Annotated in this window: 17 protein-coding genes; 9 read left to right on the forward strand and 8 right to left on the reverse strand. The window is 36.2% G+C overall.

The window, feature by feature from the left end; translation table 11 throughout:
- Complete coding sequence (locus tag BUR19_RS13135; protein WP_175565908.1) at positions 1-750, forward strand: LytR/AlgR family response regulator transcription factor; 750 nt, start codon at positions 1-3, stop codon at positions 748-750.
- Positions 751-811: 61 nt separating this feature from the next.
- Here the strand turns inward: BUR19_RS13135 and mnmA are convergent, their stop codons facing one another.
- Positions 812-1,999: a tRNA 2-thiouridine(34) synthase MnmA gene (gene mnmA / locus BUR19_RS13140; protein ID WP_074235914.1), complete on the reverse strand. Its 1,188-nt coding sequence runs from the start codon at positions 1,997-1,999 to the stop codon at positions 812-814.
- A gap of 274 nt (positions 2,000-2,273) precedes the next feature.
- Here mnmA and BUR19_RS13145 point away from each other — a divergent pair, with 274 nt between their 5' ends.
- Positions 2,274-2,798: a hypothetical protein gene (locus BUR19_RS13145; RefSeq protein WP_074235915.1), complete on the forward strand. Its 525-nt coding sequence runs from the start codon at positions 2,274-2,276 to the stop codon at positions 2,796-2,798.
- A gap of 105 nt (positions 2,799-2,903) precedes the next feature.
- On the opposite strand, the gene BUR19_RS13150 is transcribed toward BUR19_RS13145, so the two are convergent.
- Entirely contained in the window at positions 2,904-3,488 is a 585-nt protein-coding gene (locus BUR19_RS13150; protein WP_074235916.1) for a Crp/Fnr family transcriptional regulator, read from the reverse strand.
- Between the two features lie 52 nt (positions 3,489-3,540).
- The gene (locus BUR19_RS13155; RefSeq protein WP_074235917.1) at positions 3,541-6,075 is read right to left on the reverse strand and encodes an ATP-dependent Clp protease ATP-binding subunit; all 2,535 of its coding nucleotides are present in this window, start codon (positions 6,073-6,075) and stop codon (positions 3,541-3,543) included.
- Between the two features lie 172 nt (positions 6,076-6,247).
- On the opposite strand from BUR19_RS13155, the gene BUR19_RS13160 reads away from it, so the two are divergent.
- The 3 genes from BUR19_RS13160 to BUR19_RS13170 all read left to right on the forward strand — a co-directional run bounded on the left by BUR19_RS13160 (position 6,248) and on the right by BUR19_RS13170 (position 8,155).
- Positions 6,248-6,463 carry a uroporphyrinogen decarboxylase gene (locus BUR19_RS13160; RefSeq protein WP_074235918.1) on the forward strand — a complete coding sequence of 72 codons (216 nt, stop codon included), beginning with the start codon at positions 6,248-6,250 and terminating at the stop codon, positions 6,461-6,463.
- Position 6,464: 1 nt separating this feature from the next.
- Positions 6,465-7,571 carry a glycosyltransferase gene (locus BUR19_RS13165; RefSeq protein WP_074235919.1) on the forward strand — a complete coding sequence of 369 codons (1,107 nt, stop codon included), beginning with the start codon at positions 6,465-6,467 and terminating at the stop codon, positions 7,569-7,571.
- 68 nt (positions 7,572-7,639) lie between these two features.
- Positions 7,640-8,155: a DUF4251 domain-containing protein gene (locus BUR19_RS13170; RefSeq protein WP_074236488.1), complete on the forward strand. Its 516-nt coding sequence runs from the start codon at positions 7,640-7,642 to the stop codon at positions 8,153-8,155.
- Here BUR19_RS13170 and meaB read toward each other — a convergent pair whose 3' ends face one another.
- Complete coding sequence (gene meaB, locus BUR19_RS13175) at positions 8,156-9,142, reverse strand: methylmalonyl Co-A mutase-associated GTPase MeaB (protein ID WP_074235920.1); 987 nt, start codon at positions 9,140-9,142, stop codon at positions 8,156-8,158.
- A gap of 88 nt (positions 9,143-9,230) precedes the next feature.
- Between meaB and BUR19_RS13180 the strand changes: the two genes are divergently transcribed.
- A complete protein-coding gene (locus tag BUR19_RS13180; RefSeq protein WP_074235921.1) occupies positions 9,231-9,521 on the forward strand; it encodes a c-type cytochrome in 291 nt (96 codons plus the stop codon).
- A 160-nt stretch (positions 9,522-9,681) separates the two neighbouring features.
- Here the strand turns inward: BUR19_RS13180 and BUR19_RS13185 are convergent, their stop codons facing one another.
- From BUR19_RS13185 to scpA, 4 genes are all read right to left on the reverse strand, one after another.
- Positions 9,682-10,215: a tetratricopeptide repeat protein gene (locus BUR19_RS13185; protein WP_074235922.1), complete on the reverse strand. Its 534-nt coding sequence runs from the start codon at positions 10,213-10,215 to the stop codon at positions 9,682-9,684.
- On the reverse strand, positions 10,202-10,900 hold the full coding sequence (prfH, locus tag BUR19_RS13190; RefSeq protein ID WP_074235923.1) for a peptide chain release factor H: 699 nt from the start codon (positions 10,898-10,900) through the stop codon (positions 10,202-10,204). Before prfH ends, BUR19_RS13185 begins: the two co-directional genes overlap by 14 nt.
- Before the next feature lie 86 nt (positions 10,901-10,986).
- Positions 10,987-12,378, reverse strand: a complete 1,392-nt coding sequence (locus BUR19_RS13195; RefSeq protein ID WP_074235924.1) for an RtcB family protein — start codon at positions 12,376-12,378, stop codon at positions 10,987-10,989.
- 487 nt (positions 12,379-12,865) lie between these two features.
- Positions 12,866-14,989 carry a methylmalonyl-CoA mutase gene (scpA, locus tag BUR19_RS13200; protein ID WP_074236489.1) on the reverse strand — a complete coding sequence of 708 codons (2,124 nt, stop codon included), beginning with the start codon at positions 14,987-14,989 and terminating at the stop codon, positions 12,866-12,868.
- Positions 14,990-15,521: 532 nt separating this feature from the next.
- On the opposite strand from scpA, the gene htpG reads away from it, so the two are divergent.
- The 3 genes from htpG to BUR19_RS18735 all read left to right on the forward strand — a co-directional run bounded on the left by htpG (position 15,522) and on the right by BUR19_RS18735 (position 19,653).
- Positions 15,522-17,411 carry a molecular chaperone HtpG gene (gene htpG / locus BUR19_RS13210; protein ID WP_074235926.1) on the forward strand — a complete coding sequence of 630 codons (1,890 nt, stop codon included), beginning with the start codon at positions 15,522-15,524 and terminating at the stop codon, positions 17,409-17,411.
- 157 nt (positions 17,412-17,568) lie between these two features.
- The gene (locus BUR19_RS13215) at positions 17,569-18,264 is read left to right on the forward strand and encodes a hypothetical protein (protein WP_074235927.1); all 696 of its coding nucleotides are present in this window, start codon (positions 17,569-17,571) and stop codon (positions 18,262-18,264) included.
- Between the two features lie 60 nt (positions 18,265-18,324).
- Complete coding sequence (locus BUR19_RS18735; RefSeq protein WP_083600783.1) at positions 18,325-19,653, forward strand: ADP-ribosyltransferase; 1,329 nt, start codon at positions 18,325-18,327, stop codon at positions 19,651-19,653.
- Position 19,654 lies beyond the last annotated feature (1 nt).

The raw sequence follows: 19,654 nt of genomic DNA on the forward strand, positions 1-19,654 counted from the left end.
ATGAAAATAAGAACGATAATCATCGAAGACGAAAAACCGGCTGTCAGAAGACTTGAAAAATTATTAGGTTTATTTTCTGATTTAGAGTTAGTTGCAAACCTCAATTCTGTGGAAGAATCGGTTGATTGGTTTCAGGAAAATGAACATCCGCAATTGATTTTTTCAGACATCGTTTTAGGTGACGGATTATCGTTTGATATTTTTGATAAAGTCTCAACCAAAGCTTTTATCATTTATACAACGGCTTTTGACCAATACACATTGAAAGCTTTCAAACTCAATAGCATCGATTATCTTCTGAAACCAATTGAAGAAGAAGATTTGGCAAAAGCCATTGAGAAATTCAAATCGTTCTTGCCGGAACAAGGCGCTGTTAATTCACAGGAAATCAGGCAAATTGTTAAAAAAGAGCAGGCAACACTTTCCAGAATTTTGGTAAAAATCGGTTACAATCTGAAAGTCGTTTCCATCAATGAAGTCAGCTGTTTCTACAGCGAAAATAAAATTGTCTACCTCCAAACCAAAGAACGGACTTATCCAACAGATTTCACTTTGGACGAACTGGAAAATGTGTTGGATGAAACCAAATTTTTCCGTGTAAACAGACAATTCATCATCAGCTCAGATTACATCAAAAATATTCACACGTCGCCAAATTACAAAGTTGAATTGGAATTCCAACCCAATGAAGAAATCTCGGTCAGCAGAGAAAGAGTGAAGGATTTTAAAGATTGGCTGGCCGGAAATTAAAAAAACAGACTTTTCGGGAATTCCGTAAAGCCTGTTTTCAATATTTAATTCTAATTACTTCTTAAGAAATCACGCCACTTCCAATCAATTCATCATCGATACACCACGAAGCAAATTGTCCTTCTGCAATCGCAGACTGCGGATTTTCAAATTCCATATAGAATCCATTTTCGAATTGATAAATCGTTGCTTTCTCCAAAGTTTGTCGGTAGCGGATTCTCGCCATAACCTCCATAGATTCTCCGTTTTTCAACCTCAAATCTTCACGAACCCAATGAACTTCAGAATTATCAATTTTCAAAGCGCTTCTGAAAAGTCCCGGAAAATTTCTTCCTTCGCCCACGAAAATAATGTTGTTTTCCATTTCTCTGGAGATAATGAAACAACTTTCTTTGTGTCCACCAATTCCTAAACCTTTACTTTGTCCGATGGTGAAAAACTGTGCACCTTGATGCTTGCCAATCACTTTTCCGTCTTCTTTTTTATAATTGATTTTCGCTGACAGATAGTCCAGCTCTTCTAATTTTGAAGAAAAAGTTGGAGTTTCTTTATGGAATTCAGCAAAATCATTGAAAATTTCTACAATTTCACCTTCTTTCGGAACCAATTGTTGCTGAAGAAAAGTCGGTAAACTCACTTTCCCAATGAAACAAAGTCCTTGAGAATCTTTTTTGTCAGCGGTTACCAAACCTTGTTCTTTCGCAATTTCACGAACTTCTGGTTTTGTTAATTCTCCGATCGGGAACAACGCTTTCGACAATTGGTCTTGACTCAATTGACATAGGAAATAACTTTGGTCTTTGTTATTATCTTTTCCAGCCAAAAGATGAAAAATCTCTTTTCCATTTTCATCAATTGTTGAATGAACTCGTGCATAATGTCCGGTTGCAACTTTCTCAGCACCAAGCGATAAAGCCGTTTTCATAAACACATCGAATTTCACTTCGCGATTACAAAGAACATCGGGATTTGGTGTTCTGCCTTTTTGATATTCGTCAAACATATAATCCACAATTCGCTCCTTGTAGAGCTCGCTCATATCGATGACCTGATAAGGAATTCCTAATTTTTGTGCGACAAGAAGCGCATCATTACTGTCTTCTATCCAAGGACACTCGTCCTCCAAAGTTACCGACGCATCATTCCAGTTGCGCATAAAAAGTCCGATAACCTCGTGACCCTGCTGTTGCAAAAGATAAGCAGTCACGCTAGAATCTACGCCTCCGGAGAGGCCAACTACTATTTTCATTTAATTTCAATTTTACGAAACTCTTGACGGGAGTTCTTAGTTTGATTGCGCAAAAGTACAACTAAAATATTCGCTAAAAAACCATAATTTTAGACATTGAGAAAATCGATAGTGTGAAATAAGCGATAATAATTTTAATTTGGGCAACTATTCCGCCTTCCACTCCCGCTATTTTGCCATCGCTTTTCCAGCTACAAAAATGAGCTCCGTTCAAGTCGGGTTGCAAGCAATTCGGTTTTTCAAATTAGGTTGATAACATTAAAACTCAAATATTATGAAAAAACATTTCACTTTATTATTGATGCTGATTAGCTTTTGGTCGTTCTCTCAAATTGCAATGAGTTCCGGAACTCAAACCAATCGTTGGACTTTTGGTGGTGGCTTAGGCGTAGGATTCGGGAGTAATTCTTATTTTAATCTTCAGGTTTCTCCAAGGGTAGGTTACAAAATCACAGACCAATTGGAAGGTGGAATCATCGGAAATGTTTCCTGGCAAACTTCTGATTATTATAAATCAACAATGTTTGGCGTTGGCCCCTTTGCTAATTATTATTTTGCCCGTTCGTTTTTTGTTGGTGCCAATCTTCAACAATATTTTATTAACTCGAAAGAAAAATTCTCTGGTTATAAATACAATACAGATGAAACTGCGCTTTATATTGGTGGAGGCTATATGCAGAGTTTAGGAAATAATGCGTTTGCACAGTTTGGGATAATGTACAATGTGCTTTGGAAAGAGAGAAGCAGTATTTTCAGTAGTGGATTTATTCCTAGTGTTGGATTTGTGGTAGGGCTATAGAAAAAGCCCTCTTTAGTATCACCATTTGTGTTTAGAAATATTAAGAGGGCTCTTATCTGAGATTGCAAATGTAGAAGGAAAAAACGAAGAAAAAATTTACATTTGTTAATTTCCGCGTAAAATTCTTTTTTTTATTCTACTTAATGAGACAGGAGTGATTCCCAGAAGGGATGCTACATATTTTGATGGTACTTTTTTCAAAACTTCGGCATTTTCTTCCAGATGTTTTTGATAACGCTCTTCAGGATTCAGTAAAACAAAATCCTCAATATTATTTAGTAATATTCCAATCATCATAAGAAACATATTTCCACGCAAATTATTAAGTGAAATGCTTTTCTGAGCGCCTTTGTCTATGGCATCATAAGTCAATTCGAAAACCTCTGTTTCTCCCACAGATTGATAATAAAATCTTGAAGGACGTTTAAAAATAATCCCGCCATAGTTACCGACAAAGCTTTTTTTATTATGAAAAAGCATTGTTTTCTCTGTACCATTTTCCAAAAGATGATAGACTCGGATAATACCACTTTTAATGAAATAAACTTTGGTATTGTTGTCGCCAGGAGAAATAAAAATCTCGCCCGACTTGTACTTTTTAAAATCTATTGATGGCAATAGTAATTCTAAATCCTCTGGAGTAAGTCCGGGAATATTTCTTAATAAATAATCTTTTAATTCCTTTGTCATATTGATATAAAAAGACCACCTAAAATATTTAGGTGGTCAACTTATTTTAATTTTAGTCTTTAATACTTTCTTTAGTATTTTTCTCTTTCTGAGTTTTTCCTTCCAGCCCGTCTTTAGCTTCGTTGACTTTCAGAATAACCGTTTCTCCTTCACTGAATTGCTTATTAACAAGCATTTCTGCCAAAAGGTCTTCGATGTATTTTTGGATAGCACGTTTAAGCGGTCTTGCTCCAAAATCTTTGTCCCAACCTTTTTCTGAGATGAAATCTTTGGCTTCCTCTGTCAACTCTACTTTGTAGCCCAATTTTTCAAGTCTGCTGTAAAGTTTTCCAAGCTCGAGGTCGATGATTTTCTTGATATCTTTTTGCTCCAAAGAGTTAAAGATAACGATGTCATCAATTCTGTTAAGGAATTCCGGCGCAAACGCTTTCTTCAAAGCACTTTCGATAGTAGACCTAGCTCTTGCATCAGAATTGGTTTTCTTCGCATTAGTCCCGAATCCAACGCCATCACCAAAATCTTTGATATCTCTTGTTCCGATATTGGAAGTCAGGATGATAATTGTATTTCTGAAATCGATTTTTCTTCCTAGAGAATCGGTTACGAAACCTTCATCCAAAATCTGCAACAAAATATTGAAAACATCTGGATGTGCTTTCTCGATTTCGTCAAGAAGTACAACTGCGTAAGGCTTTCTTCTAACCGCTTCCGTCAATTGTCCACCTTCTTCATAACCTACGTATCCTGGAGGCGCTCCAACCAATCTGGAAACCGCAAATTTCTCCATGTACTCACTCATATCGATTCTTACCAAAGCTTCATCGGAATCAAATAATTCTCGAGCCATAACTTTAGCCAATTCGGTTTTACCAACACCAGTGGTTCCAAGGAAAATGAACGTTCCAATTGGTCTGTTCGGGTCTTTCAATCCGGCTCTGTTTCTCTGGATAGCTTTCACTACTTTTTTCACAGCGTCTTCCTGACCGATAACTTTTCCATTAAGTTTATCATCCATCTGAGCTAGTTTATCCAACTCATTTTTGCCAACTTTGGTTACTGGAACACCACTCATCATAGAAACAACTTCTGCAACACTCTCTTCAGAAACTTCTTCTTTTTTCTCCTTGACATCTTTGTCCCATTGTTCTTGGGCAAGATTCAATTCGATTTGAAGTCTTTCCTCTTCGTCTTTCAGTTTTCTAGCTTCAAGATAATCCTGAGCTTTCACAGCTTTTTGTTTCAATTCCTTTACTTCTTCGATACGAGCTTCGTGGTCGATGATTTCTGTAGGAACTTTCATATTCTTGATATAAACTCTAGACCCGGCCTCGTCCATCGCATCGATTGCTTTGTCCGGTAAGAATCTGTCTGTTATATATCTTGCTGTCAAATTAACACAAGCATTGATGGCTTCATCAGAATAATGAACATTATGATGGTCTTCGTACTTATCTTTGATTTGATGAAGGATTTGAATCGTTTCTTCAATAGAAGTTGGTTCAACCATTACTTTTTGGAAACGACGCTCCAAAGCTCCATCTTTCTCAATGTACTGTCTGTATTCGTCAAGAGTTGTAGCACCGATGCATTGGATTTCTCCCCTTGCCAAAGCAGGTTTGAACATATTGGATGCATCTAAACTTCCTGTAGAGCTTCCCGCACCTACAATCGTATGCAACTCATCAATGAAAAGAATGACATCTCTGTTTTTCTCCAATTCTGTCATTATCGCTTTCATTCTCTCTTCGAATTGTCCACGATATTTGGTTCCTGCAACAAGACTTGCAAGGTCAAGTGTAATCACTCTTTTGCCATAAAGAACTCTGGAAACTTTTTTCTGCTGAATTCTCAAAGCCAGACCTTCCGCAATGGCAGATTTACCAACACCGGGCTCACCAATCAAAAGTGGATTGTTTTTCTTTCTTCTTGATAGAATCTGAGAAACTCTTTCAATTTCTTTTTCACGACCAATAACTGGATCCAATTTTCCATCTCTTGCAAGAGATGTCAAATCACGGCCAAAGTTGTCCAAAGTTGGAGTCTTACTTTTCTGGCCACCAAGATTCCCGGAAGGTTTCTTCATCTGGCTATAAGGTTCATCCTTCTCATCGTCATCATCGTAAGCACTGTTTTGTGGCAATTGATCGGTGTTTTTCAACATCGTTCTATAAGCCTTTTGAACAGCATCATAATCGATATCATAAGCCTGAAGAATGCTGGATGTCGGGTCTTCCTGCTTGTACAATATTCCTAACAAAAGATGTACAGTATTGATATCTGCAGATTGATATTGACGACATTCTAATTCTGACCTTTTCACAGCCTGGTCTGCCATTTTTGTAAAAGAAATGCTTCCCATATTAGCAGTGAAAGGATTACTGTTCACAGCACTTAGGGTTTCTATTTTTCGTTTTATCTGAGTGAGGTCTGCGCTAAGACTTTCAAGAATCTCTTTCGCAGAATTTTCAGTTTTGATAATTCCTAAAAGGAAATGTTCAGTATTCAGAAACTCACTCTGCAAACGCCTTGCTTCATTTTTGCTTTGCTTGAACACGCGGTTCAAACCGTCTGAAAATTTATAATCCATAATTAAAATTATACACTAAGTTATGTTTTTTATAATCAATCCTACAATAAATATTTGTAAAATTTAAATATTTGGTTGCAAATAGATTGCCATTAGAAAAAAATGGACTTTATGACCTGATTTTTTTATCATTGCAAAATTGATTAGGTTTGTGATACTCAAAAATTAGCCCATGGAAAACTGGTCAGAATATGTTGGATATTTGGCTTCTGCTTTTATAGTTGGAGGCTTTTTGCTAAAGAATATTACTGCCATCAGAACGATTAATTTGTTAGGATGTATTTGCTTTGTGATTTATGGTATTTTTAGCGGAATGCTTTGGCCAGTGATTATTCCGAACGGAATTCTCGCTTTTGTCCAGATTTATTATATTTTAAAAAAAGACTAATATGAAAGTCATTGTAAGTGTTTTTAATAACCTTTACACAGACCAGCGTGTAGAAAAATTCTGTAAAACACTTTATGATAATGGTTATCAGCCTATTTTAATTGGCAATAACTGGATGGGAAAGCCCGAAATGGAAAGACCCTATCCGTTTTTCAGGATTGATTTGAAGTCCAAAAAGTTGAGATTTGCCTACATAGAATTTCAGCAAAAGCTCTACAAAGAAATCAAAAAACATGCTGACAATAAGACCATTTTATTAGCCAATGACTTGGAAACAATAATGCCAAATTATCTGCTTTCTAAAAAATTGAGAATCCCAATAGTTTTTGACAGTCACGAGATTTTCACAGAAATGCCAACAATCCAAGGGCGCTGGGTAAAAAATGTGTGGAAAAAAATCGAAAGCACTTTTGTTCCGAAAATCAAGAAAATGATTGCTGCAAGTGATTCCTACGCCAATTGGTTTGCGAAAGAATATAAAATCAATAAACCGATCGTTATCAATAATCTTCCAAGAAAAATTGAATTTAAAGGTACGACTGAAAATTCAAAAAAAATCATTCTTTATCAAGGTTGGTTGAATTACTCCCGAGGAATTGATAAAGCCATTATTGCAATGCAATCAATTGAAAATGCGGAGCTTTGGGTTGCCGGCGGAGGGCCAATGGAGACTGAATTTAAACAAATTGCTATTCAGGCTAATGTTTTAGATAAAGTCAAATTTCTTGGGAAATTATCTCCGGATGATCTTAGGAAATTGACACCGAAAGCTGATGTTGGAATCAGTATTGAGGAAAATAATGGATTGAGTTATTACTATTCTTTACCAAACAAAATCTCGGATTATATCCAATCGAGAATTCCTGTTGTTGTATCAGATTTTCCGGAAATGAAGAATATTGTGAACACTTTTGGTGTGGGAGAAATTATTGAAAATCATTCTCCTGAACATCTTGCAGAAAAACTAAAAATTGTTCTGGAAAAAGGAAAAGCCGCTTATCTTCACAACCTAAATGTAGCTGCAGATGAACTTTGCTGGGAAAATGAGGAAGGTAAAATCCTCAAAATATTCTCTGACTGTAAAAAAGAATTAGAACACAGCCATTAACCTTCTGCCTTTTCTGTCATCTAAAGATTGTATGATTTTTGATGATTAATCTTTCTAAAATAATGAATATGAGAGCTTTTATATTAATGATAAGTTTTGCGATGATGACAATGAGCTGCGGAAGTCAAATATATCTTGACCCGGTAACATTGAACTCTGCAATACAAAATAAAGAATTCGATTTCAACGCAACGAAGGCATTTCCAACAAATTATGATGTCATTAATGTTTTGAATTCGATGCCAGGTTCAACAGGGACTCGAATTTTGAACCTTGACCCAGGCTACGGTTTTAACCTGAAAAAAGATTTGTTCAGTGTTTATCTGCCTTACTTTGGAAGAGCTTTTACGGCTAATCCCGGCGATGCAAACAACGGCGGGTTAAGATTCGAATCTAAGGAGTTTACGGTAAAACAATCTGCTACTAAAAAAGGAAATACACTTTTGGTCATTACACCAAGAGATGCAAAAGAGAATTATGTTTTCAATTTGGAAATCTTCAAAAACGGAAGTGGATTTTTATCAATTCGATCTGATAATAGGCAGCCAATCAGTTTTGACGGAAATATTTCGGCTCCAAAATAATTAATTCCCCAATAATTTTTTAACAAAATCACTGGCTTCGGAACTTGGATTAGACAACAGTTCTGAAGCATTTTTTTTATGTTCTTGGAAAGAATTTTCTAATGAGTGGTCGTTTTTAGCTTTCTCAAGAATATATTCTCGTACCCAAAATTCAAATCGTTTCTGAGCCTGATTTTTTCTGGTTTCGAGGAAAGTTCCATTCTTCGTTTTCAAAGAAATATAGTCCTCGATTTTATCAAAAACTTCCTCCAATCCGGTTTTTTCCAAAGCAGATCCAAAGAGCACTGGGATTTTCCAGTTTTTTTCTTTTGGTGTTATGAATTGCAATGCTCTTGTCAATTCCGTTTTCGTCATTTTAGCTTTAGATAGATTTTCGTCATTGACTTTATTAATGAAAATCAAATCCGCCATCTCCATTATTCCACGTTTGATTCCTTGTAATTCGTCGCCAGTTCCGATGACTTTCAGAAAAAGAAAAACATCCGTAATATCATTTACCAAAGTTTCACTTTGACCAACGCCAACCGTTTCAATCAAAATATAATCAAAACCTGCCGCTTCACAGATCAAAAGACTTTCAAAGGTCGTATTCGCAATTCCACCTAAAAATCCGGAACTCGGACTTGGCCGGATAAACGCATTCGGGTCTTTTGCCAGTTCTTCCATTCTGGTTTTGTCGCCAAGAATACTTCCTTTGTTGATAGAAGAACTTGGGTCAATCGCCAGAACAGCGACTTTTTTACCTTGCTCAATCGCGTATTTCCCAAAGCTTTCTATAAAGGTGGATTTTCCAGCGCCGGGAACACCTGTAATTCCGATTCGGATAGAATTTCCGGTAAACGGTAAAATTTCTTTTAGTAATTGATCGGCAATTTCCCGATGTTCAGGTTTTTTACTTTCAACTATAGTAATAGCTTTTCCCAAAATCCTTTTATCAGAAGATTTGATTCCGTCGATATAATCTTGTAAACTGATTGTTTTATTCATTAGGAATTTGGAATTATTACAAATTAGGATTTAGGTAATTTTCGGAATCTTATATTTTCTATTTTTGATAAGAATAAAATCCAAAAATATGAAAAAAACGATATATGTCTTATGTTTTGTAGGCGCTATTATCTACTCGTGTACAACAAAAACAGTGGCGACCTCAACAGCTTCTATCAACACGAGCGAAGAATACGTAACTAAAGGAAAAACTGTATTTGATCAGCATTGCGGAAAATGCCACGGACTTCCGGAAGCTTCTGACCACACGCCGGAACAATGGAACAAGATCATCGCAAGAATGGCTCCGAAAGCAAAACTAAATGCGGAAGAAACCAATTGGGTTTTAGCTTACGTAACGGTTAACGCGAAGAAGTAAATTTTGGGCAATCCCTCTCCAAGGCTTTAGCCAACGCTCGGGTCGGGCTATCCACTCATATCTTTTGCTTTTCCCAAGCTAAATCTTACCCGAAAAGCAAAAGGATAACCGTTACTATCCCTATTGCGTCCATTATTGTGTATAAAACAAAAGGAAACCATTAATAGGTTTCCTTTTTCTTGTTGCTTTTCACTTTACTTTTGGTTTTCTTTTTCTTGGGCATTTTCTCTTTGATGACTTTTTCTTTACTCTTCAAAAAGTCCAACATCGATTGGTCATAAGCAAAATTATTAGCTTCTTTCAAAGTTTCCAATGCTTTCTTAAAATCCATTTTTATTTCAAACAAATGTGATTTGTGGATTAGAATTCTACATTTGTCAATTCCTTTTATTTTTAAAGAATAGATAATCAGCTTTTCTGCTTCCTCAAAATCTTCGTTATCCAAAAGACATTTGATATAATATTTTGGCGTATTCAGATTCGTCACATCACATTGCAATGCTTCTTCGAAATAGAGTTTTGCTTTTTCATAATCGATAATCTGTTCAGAGTAGATTCTTCCCATCAGACAAAGCGAATCTGCATCTTCGGGGTCGTAAGAAAGCGCATAATTCAACGCTTCAAGACAATCCGGCAAGCTGTATGGATAATTATCCAACGCTTCGAAATAATATTTACTTTTAGTTAAGGTCATTTCTGTAGTTTTTTAATTCGTTTTTCAGTTGATTTCTTTCTTTTTTGAAAGATTTTTCCTGATGATTCTTTTTAAAATCGCTTCCCGAGAATGTTCTAATCGGATTTCCTCTCTGAACATTTAAATGATTGTTCCACGTTTCCTGCAGTTGTTTTTCCAATTGTTGAATATGAAATTCCATCACTTTTTCTTTTAATCGAATAATGGAAATTTTCTTATTCTCCAGTTGCGAACGGGAATCCTGAACAAAAACACTTTGTCCGGTTCTCGGATAGGTTGCACGAACTGCGGTTTCCACTTTGTTTACGTTTTGTCCGCCGCTTCCTTGACTTCTCATCGTCTGAAACTGAATTTCCTTTTCATTAAATTCAATTTTCTCCAAACCTTCCAGTTCAAAAATCCCGATAAACCAATTGCTTCTTTTATGAAATTTCCTGAAAGTACTTTTCCCAATCCAAAGAATGCTTCCAAGCCAAGATTTTAAAAATTCATTTAAATCTTTTCCTTTTAATAATAAGGTTGCAGATTTCAAAGTAAGGTTTTCATCACCATTTTCGCGATGAATGATTTCGTAATCGATTTTATTTTGTTTTACTTCCTCAAGGAAAACCTTCAGAACTTTGGCAACTACCCATTGACATTCCAAAGGTCCTCTTCCCGAGGTGATTTGTATTATTTTGTCCATTGTTTTTTAATTTGTCGTCGGTTGATGGTTGTCAGTTGATGGTGTTAAAAATCCTAACAACCATCAACCAAAAACTAACAATCATTTTACTTATCCATTCTCACAATTCGAGGTTGGAAAGTTCCCATAATATCCACCAATTCGCTTTGAGCGTTCATCACTTCATTGATGTCTTTGTACGCCATCGGTGCTTCTTCGGCATTTCCGCCCATCAATGTGACATTTTTGAGTTTTAATTCTTTTTTAATGTCATTTTGAGTGAAACGGTTTCTGCATTCTCCTCTCGAAAAAGCACGTCCCGCTCCGTGTGAAGCAGAGTTCAACGAATCCGGATTTCCTTTTCCACGAACGATGAAACCTTTTGCGGTCATCGATGCGGGAATCATTCCCAACTCATTTTCGTTGGCTGGAGTGGCACCTTTTCTGTGAACTATCACTTCTTTTCCGTTGTGGATTTCTTTCCACGCGAAATTGTGATGGTTTTCAATTCTGGCTTTCACTCTACCGCCGACAGCTTTTACCAATCTTCTGTGAATATCGTCGTGACAGGCCGAAGCATAATCTCCTGCGAGATTCATCGCCGTCCAGTATTCTAATCCGAGATGTGTGTTCAAATCCAGCCAGGCAAAGTTTTGCGCTTCTTTTGGCAACGGACATTGTTCTGTCGCCACTCTCGAATAATACTGAGCGATTTCTGCTCCCAATCCACGCGAACCGCTGTGAGAGAGAATCCCGAGGTATTTTCCTTTTGGAAGGTTGATTTGTTCGTCTTCTTCCGAAATTTCTACTTCCCCGAATTCCACAAAGTGATTTCCACCGCCTGAACTTCCCATTTGTTTGATGGCTTTTCCTTTTAATCTTCTCAAAACCGGAATTAAACCGAACGTATCTCTGTCGAAAATTTCGTGGTCGATGTGAGATTTGTGCGTTTCATACATTCCGAATTTGGTGTGTTCGGCAAGCGCTTTTTCATATTTATCTCGCGCGCCGTCCAGATATGAAATTGGCGTATCCAAAATACTGAGACTCATTCTGCAACCGATATCCATCCCGACTCCGTACGGAATCACAGCATTTTCTACGGCGAGAACACCACCGATTGGAAGTCCATAACCGCTGTGTGCATCGGGCATCAAAGCGCCTTGCGTTGCTATGGGCAGTTTTAATGCGGTGTACAATTGGTTTTTTGCTTCATCCGAAATATTGTTTCCGAAAATTTGAAATGAAGCTCGGTTGGTATTGAGCATTCTTTTTTCAGTTTTCTTGGATGACAACAAAGCTTCTGCGATTTGTCCGAAAGTTAAATCTTTCTCGAAGTTCTCCGGATTTTGCTGGATTTCCTTGAGAAGAGATTTCACATAATGAATATTTTTGGTTGCAAAATTCCTCTTCATCACTTCCAAAGCGATGTTGACGCTTTGGTTGTTTGGATAGCCTAATTTTAATATATCTTTTCCTTTTAGTTTTAAATTTCCCATTTTTTTGATTTTAGATAATAGATGTGAGATGTTAGACATTCTCGCATCGAATATTTGAACCAACTATATTTTTAGTTGATTGCTTTTTTGTCACAATAATTTTATGACAAATGTTGATTTGGAGCTGAAATCCTTAGCCCCGATTGTAGTGGAAATCCTTTTTTTTGGCGTTGGCTTGAAAAAAGCGACGGCAAAAAAAGATTGCAACGAAAAGCGGGAAATAGCTCCTAAAAAAAATTATGATTTCGGGGAAACGTTTTGAGTTTGAAATATTGCGCAATAAAAAACCCGAAATCTTACGACTTCGGGTTTTGATATTTCGATATACTGTTATTCTAAGAATGTACCAACCCACGAAGCCTCGCCTTTGCAAAAGGCAATCCTACTGACGTATATAGATTGTATTTGAACATTGCTTCGTTGTTTTTTTGTTGGTTGAACTTGATTCTCAGGTGCAAATATAAAAATAAATTTTAATTATAAGATTTTAAGACAAAAATTTCTCCAAAATCTCCACCGCACTTTTCGGCAAATTAGTCCCAGGACCGAAAATATGATGCGCTCCGTTTGCGTACAAAAACTCATAATCTTGCTGAGGAATTACGCCACCAACAACGATTGTAATATCATCTGCACCGAGTTTTTTTAATTCTTCCACAACTTGCGGAACCAAAGTTTTGTGGCCAGCAGCCAAAGACGAAACTCCCAAAATATGAATATCATTTTCCACGGCTTGTTTCGCAACTTCTTCTGGCGTTTGGAAAAGCGGTGCAACATCCACATCAAATCCCATATCGGCAAATGCGGTTGCTACTACTTTCGCACCACGGTCGTGACCATCTTGACCCATTTTTGCAACCATAATTCTCGGTCGTCTTCCTTCCTGGTCTTCAAATTTTTGACTTAAAGCAACGGCTTTTTCAAAGTATTCATTTTTGCTTGCATTCATTGCGTAAACTCCTGATATGGTTCTGATATTGGCTTTGTAACGTCCGAAACTTTCTTCCATTGCATCGCTCATTTCGCCAAGTGTTACTCTTCTGCGAGCAGCTTCAATACAAAGCTCAAGAAGATTTCCGTTTCCTGTTTTGGCTGTTTCTCGGATTTTGTTTAAAATTTTTTCGAAGGCTTCTGGATTTCGTTCGGCTTTAATTTTTTCTAATCTTTCGATTTGTTTTCTGCGAACTTCTGTATTATCGATGTCGAGGATTTCGATTTCGGTTTGTTTTAAATCTGATTTGAAGGAATTGATTCCGATGATGAATTCTTCTCCGCTGTCAATTTTTGCCTGCTTAATGGCTGATGCTTCTTCGATTCTCATTTTCGGAATTCCGGCTTCGATGGCTTTTGTCATTCCGCCTTCTTTTTCGACCTCATCGATGTACTTCATCGCTTCATCAATCATTTTTTGAGTCAGAGATTCAACTAAATGACTTCCGCCCATTGGGTCAACAACGTCGCAGATTCGACTTTCCTGCTGAAGAATGATTTGGGTATTTCTGGCAATTTTTGCGGAATAATCTGTTGGTAAAGCAATGGCTTCATCCAAAGCATTGGTATGCAAAGACTGTGTTCCGCCTAAAGCCGAAGATAAGGCTTCAATTGTTGTCCGTGTAATATTATTAAAAGGTTCCTGTTCCGTTAAACTCCATCCAGAAGTCTGAGAGTGTGTTCTTAAGGCTAAAGATTTCGGATTCTGAGGATTGAATTGTTTCAGAAGATTTGCCCAAATATATCTTGCCGCTCGCATCTTGGCGATTTCCATAAAATGATTCATTCCGATGGCCCAGAAAAAGGATAATCTTGGGGCGAAATCGTCAACGTTCATTCCTGCTTTTATTCCGGTTCTTACGTATTCTAGGCCGTCGGCTAAAGTGTAGGCCATTTCCAAAACCGGTGTTGCACCAGCTTCCTGCATATGATAACCTGAAATTGAAATGGAATTGAATTTTGGGATATTTTTTGAAGTATATTCGAAAATATCGGCGATGATTTTCATTGATGGAGTAGGTGGATATATATAAGTATTCCGCACCATAAATTCTTTCAAAATATCATTTTGAATCGTTCCTGACAATTTATCCTGAGAAACACCTTGTTCTTCTGCAGCAACAATATAGAAAGATAAAATCGGAAGAACTGCGCCGTTCATCGTCATCGAAACTGAGATTTCATCTAATGGAATTTGGTCAAACAGAATTTTCATATCCTCGACAGAATCAATTGCAACACCCGCTTTTCCAACGTCGCCAACGACTCTTGCGTGGTCGGAATCGTAACCTCTGTGTGTTGCCAAATCGAAAGCTACGGAAAGACCTTTTTGTCCCGCCTGAAGGTTTCGTCTGTAAAAAGCGTTTGATTCTTCTGCCGTAGAAAAACCTGCGTATTGACGAATGGTCCAAGGTTTCTGAACATACATTGTAGAATAAGGACCTCGAAGAAAAGGCGCAATTCCAGCAGAACCGTTCAAAATGCTTTTGTTTTTTATATCTTCTGCGGAATATTTTGATTTAAGCTCCAATCCGTCTTTTTCAAACGTATAATTTTCTGAATTCGAATTGAATTCAATGTTTTGAAAATCAGGGTTTTGGTTTTTTATTTTGTGGCGCATTTTTTCTTTTATCTTCTGAAAGTAAATGTAATAAATTTTGAAACTGTGATGAACCACAAAAGGCACAAAAGTTTTTGTAATAATTTTAAAGGGATATTATAATAATTATTTCTGTGATTCTTAGACGCAAAGGCACAAGAGGGTTTTATGCAATTCTACGTTTTAAGGCACAAAGATTTGACTTCGTCAAATTTTATTATAGTGTTCTTTTTGAATAGCTTTTGTGTCTTTATGTTTTCTATAAAGCGACAATTTGTCATTATTTTTTTGATGGTCTTTTTTTTGAGAAACATTGGATTGACGGCGAAGCTGCGACAGGGATAGTAGTGGAAATCCTTTTGCTTTTAGGTTTTTCGTTTCGTTCGGAATGACAAATGTTCTAAAAAGCAAAAGATTGCAACGGATAGCCCGGTGACAAAATAGCTTTGGAAAAGCTTTGGCTTTTGGCAGTCGCCCACATCATAATTGATAATCGATGAGTGATTGTGATTCGGGAATTGAAATTTTAAGTAAAATAAAAAAATAATATAATATGTCAATAGGAAGTATTAATGTGTCGGTGGAGAATATTTTTCCGCTGATCAAGAAGTTTCTTTACAGTGATCACGAGATTTTTCTTCGTGAATTAATCTCGAATGCGACGGATGCAACGACGAAGTTGAAACATCTGACCGTGATTGGTGAAGCGAAAGTGGATTATGGAAATCCAATCATCGAGGTGAAAATTGATAAGGAGGCAAAAACGCTGACCATCAAGGATCAAGGTCTTGGGATGACGGGCGCGGAAGTTGAGAAATACATCAATCAAGTGGCGTTTTCAGGCGCTGAGGAATTCCTTGAAAAATATAAGGATTCTGCGAAAGATGCGGGAATTATTGGACATTTTGGTCTAGGATTTTACTCGGCATTTATGGTGGCGGAGAAAGTGGAAATCTTCACAAAATCTTACAAAGAAGATAGCAAAGCGGTTCGTTGGATCTGTGATGGAAGTCCGGAATATACTTTGGAAGAAACCGAAAAATCCGACAGAGGAACGGAAATCGTGCTTCATATTGCAGAAGATTCTTTGGAGTTTTTGGAGGAATCAAAAATCCGTGAGCTTTTGACGAAGTATAATAAATTCAATCAGATTCCAATTAAATTTGGAACAAAAACGGAGACTTTGCCTTTGCCGGAAGGTTCTGCGGAAGATGCAAAACCAGAAACAGTTGAGGTAGACAATATCATCAATAATCCAAATCCGGCCTGGACAAAAGCGCCGAGTGAGCTGAAAGACGAGGATTACAATAATTTCTACAGAGAATTGTATCCGATGCAATTTGAGGATCCGTTGTTCCATATCCATTTGAACGTGGATTATCCGTTCAATTTGACGGGAGTTTTGTTCTTCCCGAAATTGGCGAATAACCTTAATATCGAGAAAGATAAAATTCAATTGTATCAAAATCAGGTTTATGTGACGGATGAGGTGAAAGGGATTGTTCCTGATTTCTTGATGCTACTAAGAGGTGTGATCGATTCTCCGGATATTCCGCTGAACGTTTCCCGTTCATACTTGCAGGCTGACGGCGCAGTTAAGAAAATCTCGTCTTACATCACGAAAAAAGTGGCGGACAAAATGGTTTCACTCTTCAATGAAAACCGTGAAGATTATGAAAAGAAATGGAATGACATTAAAATCGTGATCGAGTACGGAATGATCTCTGAAGATAAATTCTACGAAAAATCTGACAAATTTGCGCTTTACCCAACGACAGACGGAACTTATTATCTTTGGAATGAATTGATTGACAAAATCAAGCCAACTCAAACAGATAAAGATGGAAAAACTATCATTCTTTATGCTAACAATGCTGATGAACAACATAGTTATATAGAATCTGCAAAAGAAAAAGGTTATGAAGTTCTGTTGTTGGATTCTCCGATTGTTCCGCATCTCATCCAGAAATTGGAAGCATCGAAAGAGAATGTTTCTTTTGCTAGAGTGGATGCAGACCATATCAATAACCTTATCAAAAAAGATGAGCCTAAGATTTCTAAACTAAATGATTCGGATAAAGAGACTTTGAAGAAAGAAATCGAAGAATCGATTAATGACCAGAAGTTTACGGTTCAATTAGAAGATCTGGATTCTACAGACGCACCGTTTACTTTGACTCAGCCGGAGTTTTTCAGAAGAATGAAAGATATGCAGGCAACCGGTGGAGGCGGAATGTTCGCAATGGGCGGTTTCCCTGAGATGTATAACTTGGTGGTGAATTCTAATTCAAATTTCGCTGAGGAATTGTTGAAAAAAGAAAATGCTGATGAGAAGAAATCAATGATTAATCAGGCTTTGGATTTGGCAAAATTGTCTCAGAATCTTTTGAAAGGAAAAGAGCTGACGGATTTTATCAAGCGTAGTTTTGAGAGCTTGAAGTAAAACTTAGAAAGTAAATATTTGAGAACCATTATAGTTATTCTATGATGGTTTTTTATTTTGAGATAGATTTTATTACGTCAAGTTTTGTCGTTGCCTCAAATTAGCTTTGCTTTTAAGAGATAACTCTAGCGAAAATTTAACTATTAAAATCTTATTTATGAATGATTTGTTACATAACATTGAAGAATTTGATGAAGAAAGTCAAAGGCTTCTTCGTGGTATTGCAACCAGTGTCAGTATTATACGATTAGATGAACTGGAAAGAGGAAGTTATGGAAAGGGAAATGACCCTTTTGAAGGAATAAGGACAAATAAAACTTTTCAAGAGATTTCCAACGAATATGCACTTTCAAGACCTTTTGGGAAAAAGAGCTCTTTTTATTATCCAACAGCAGCAGATTATGATGCATTATCTAAAAATTTTTATACTGGCGGAATTAATTATGAACTTCTAGCAAAAGATTTAAAAGACAATTTGGGACAGATAAAAGATTTTCTATTTGACTCAGAAAAATATTTATTGGAAGATAAAACTATTTATTCTGGTTCTTCTTCATTTGGAACTCCTATATTTAGTAATGTTAAAAATAATAAACCCTTTTTATATAAAAGGGATGATAGAGAAGTCCAAGCTAGTTTTGATGTATCTAAATTGAATATCAGAAAGAATCTATTGAGTAATTCTTACAACTTTGGGATTTATTTTGATAATTACAAGGTAATTTATAATCTCAATTTTATCTATAAAGACGGCGAAGACAAAAAATTCTCTGATACGCAAACAGATAAGACAGAAAGTCCATATGATTTTAAGTTGAATCATGAGTATTTTGCAATAAAGCTTTATACATAAAACTCTGAAACGTTTATTGAGTTTTTGCGAATTATAAAAGGAAATTCAGCAGCCGAGCAGATGAAAAAAGACGTCATCCGATATTATAAACACTTCTTTGCAACTGCTAAAAGCAATCCTAATATTATTGATGCTTTATATGAAAAGATTCCTGATTTTGTTTTAGAAACCCTTACAGATGAAATGCTTTGGAAAGATTTTGTTTCTCTTTCTGAAAGTGCAATTGATACATCTGGGACTAATGAAAATATTTCTGTCATTAATCTGCTGAAAGGAATAAAAAACGGAACTTGGTGGGTCAACCAAATCAACAATAATCCTTCTATTATAAGAAAGGTTTTGAATAAACTTACAGCTAAATATCTTGAAGAATTTATTATTGAATTGACAAAAGTAGGAAGTAAGGTCTGGAAAGATTCTGATTATCAAAATGCGATTACTTATTCTCTTGAAATGAAAGACACATTGAAAAATGGTGTTGTTGAAAACAGATTTGTTTATTGGACTGGATTTTTGGAAAAAGAAAAGAAATTTGAAGTCGGTTTTACCATTCATTCTTATGAAGATGGAAATTGGGCACCTTCAGAAAGTGGTTCTCAAACATTGGGTATAAATGAAGCCTTCACCCCTTTGAGAATACCAGACGATAAAGAAGCATATTTTATACCAACCATTGTTGCTAACTATTTTACTGAAAAACAAATGGATGAAGACCGCTGGACGGTTTTGAACAATATTGCAGCAGGCTTATTACCAGAGTTTGAAGCCAGTGCTTTTAAAAGCTTCTCTTCTTTAGCTACAAAATTAAGATATTCGAAGTATTTAAGAGTTTTAGGAAAAAATCCTGCTTTTCAGAAAATATTAGTTGAACTTTCCAGCACAAGGTATATGGCAAAATATTTATCTTTGGAAGAGGAAGCGGCAGTAAGGCTTTATAAATCAGCATATTATTCTAATTTAAACAGAGCTTTAAGGGGCGAAATTGCAATGACAGAGGAATATAAAGTGTATAAAGAACTACTAAATAATGCTTTAAAAAAACTACCAAAAACTAGTTCTTCTACTTTTTACAGATTAGAGAGAATGTCTCCTGAAATGCTGAAGAAAGAATATGTAGTTGGTAAGGTGATAGAGAAAAAGGGTTTCACATCTTCTACTTATGATTATATGTCTGCAGAAGAAATGATGTATGATGATTTAGGTTTTAATGTATTAATAAAAATCACAGGTAAAAACGGGAAGAATATAGAAGCGACCTCATTATTAAATGCTGAACGAGAAGTGCTTTTTAAGAGTAATACAAAGTTTATAGTTGAGGAAATTAAACCGATACCAAATCCAGTTAATCCAGGTGAAGATATAATGTTTATTAAATTAATTGAAAAATAGA

This window comes from Epilithonimonas zeae, assembly GCF_900141765.1.
In the GTDB taxonomy this organism is placed as follows: Bacteria; Bacteroidota; Bacteroidia; order Flavobacteriales; family Weeksellaceae; genus Epilithonimonas; species Epilithonimonas zeae.

Coding starts and splice junctions, on each gene's coding strand:
- BUR19_RS13135 (WP_175565908.1), top strand. CDS start 1: ATGAAAATAAGAACGATAATCATCGAAGACGAAAAACCGGCTGTCAGA.
- mnmA (WP_074235914.1), bottom strand. CDS start 1,999: ATGAAAATAGTAGTTGGCCTCTCCGGAGGCGTAGATTCTAGCGTGACT.
- BUR19_RS13145 (WP_074235915.1), top strand. CDS start 2,274: ATGAAAAAACATTTCACTTTATTATTGATGCTGATTAGCTTTTGGTCG.
- BUR19_RS13150 (WP_074235916.1), bottom strand. CDS start 3,488: ATGACAAAGGAATTAAAAGATTATTTATTAAGAAATATTCCCGGACTT.
- BUR19_RS13155 (WP_074235917.1), bottom strand. CDS start 6,075: ATGGATTATAAATTTTCAGACGGTTTGAACCGCGTGTTCAAGCAAAGC.
- BUR19_RS13160 (WP_074235918.1), top strand. CDS start 6,248: ATGGAAAACTGGTCAGAATATGTTGGATATTTGGCTTCTGCTTTTATA.
- BUR19_RS13165 (WP_074235919.1), top strand. CDS start 6,465: ATGAAAGTCATTGTAAGTGTTTTTAATAACCTTTACACAGACCAGCGT.
- BUR19_RS13170 (WP_074236488.1), top strand. CDS start 7,640: ATGAGAGCTTTTATATTAATGATAAGTTTTGCGATGATGACAATGAGC.
- meaB (WP_074235920.1), bottom strand. CDS start 9,142: ATGAATAAAACAATCAGTTTACAAGATTATATCGACGGAATCAAATCT.
- BUR19_RS13180 (WP_074235921.1), top strand. CDS start 9,231: ATGAAAAAAACGATATATGTCTTATGTTTTGTAGGCGCTATTATCTAC.
- BUR19_RS13185 (WP_074235922.1), bottom strand. CDS start 10,215: ATGACCTTAACTAAAAGTAAATATTATTTCGAAGCGTTGGATAATTAT.
- prfH (WP_074235923.1), bottom strand. CDS start 10,900: ATGGACAAAATAATACAAATCACCTCGGGAAGAGGACCTTTGGAATGT.
- BUR19_RS13195 (WP_074235924.1), bottom strand. CDS start 12,378: ATGGGAAATTTAAAACTAAAAGGAAAAGATATATTAAAATTAGGCTAT.
- scpA (WP_074236489.1), bottom strand. CDS start 14,989: ATGCGCCACAAAATAAAAAACCAAAACCCTGATTTTCAAAACATTGAA.
- htpG (WP_074235926.1), top strand. CDS start 15,522: ATGTCAATAGGAAGTATTAATGTGTCGGTGGAGAATATTTTTCCGCTG.
- BUR19_RS13215 (WP_074235927.1), top strand. CDS start 17,569: ATGAATGATTTGTTACATAACATTGAAGAATTTGATGAAGAAAGTCAA.
- BUR19_RS18735 (WP_083600783.1), top strand. CDS start 18,325: ATGAAAAAAGACGTCATCCGATATTATAAACACTTCTTTGCAACTGCT.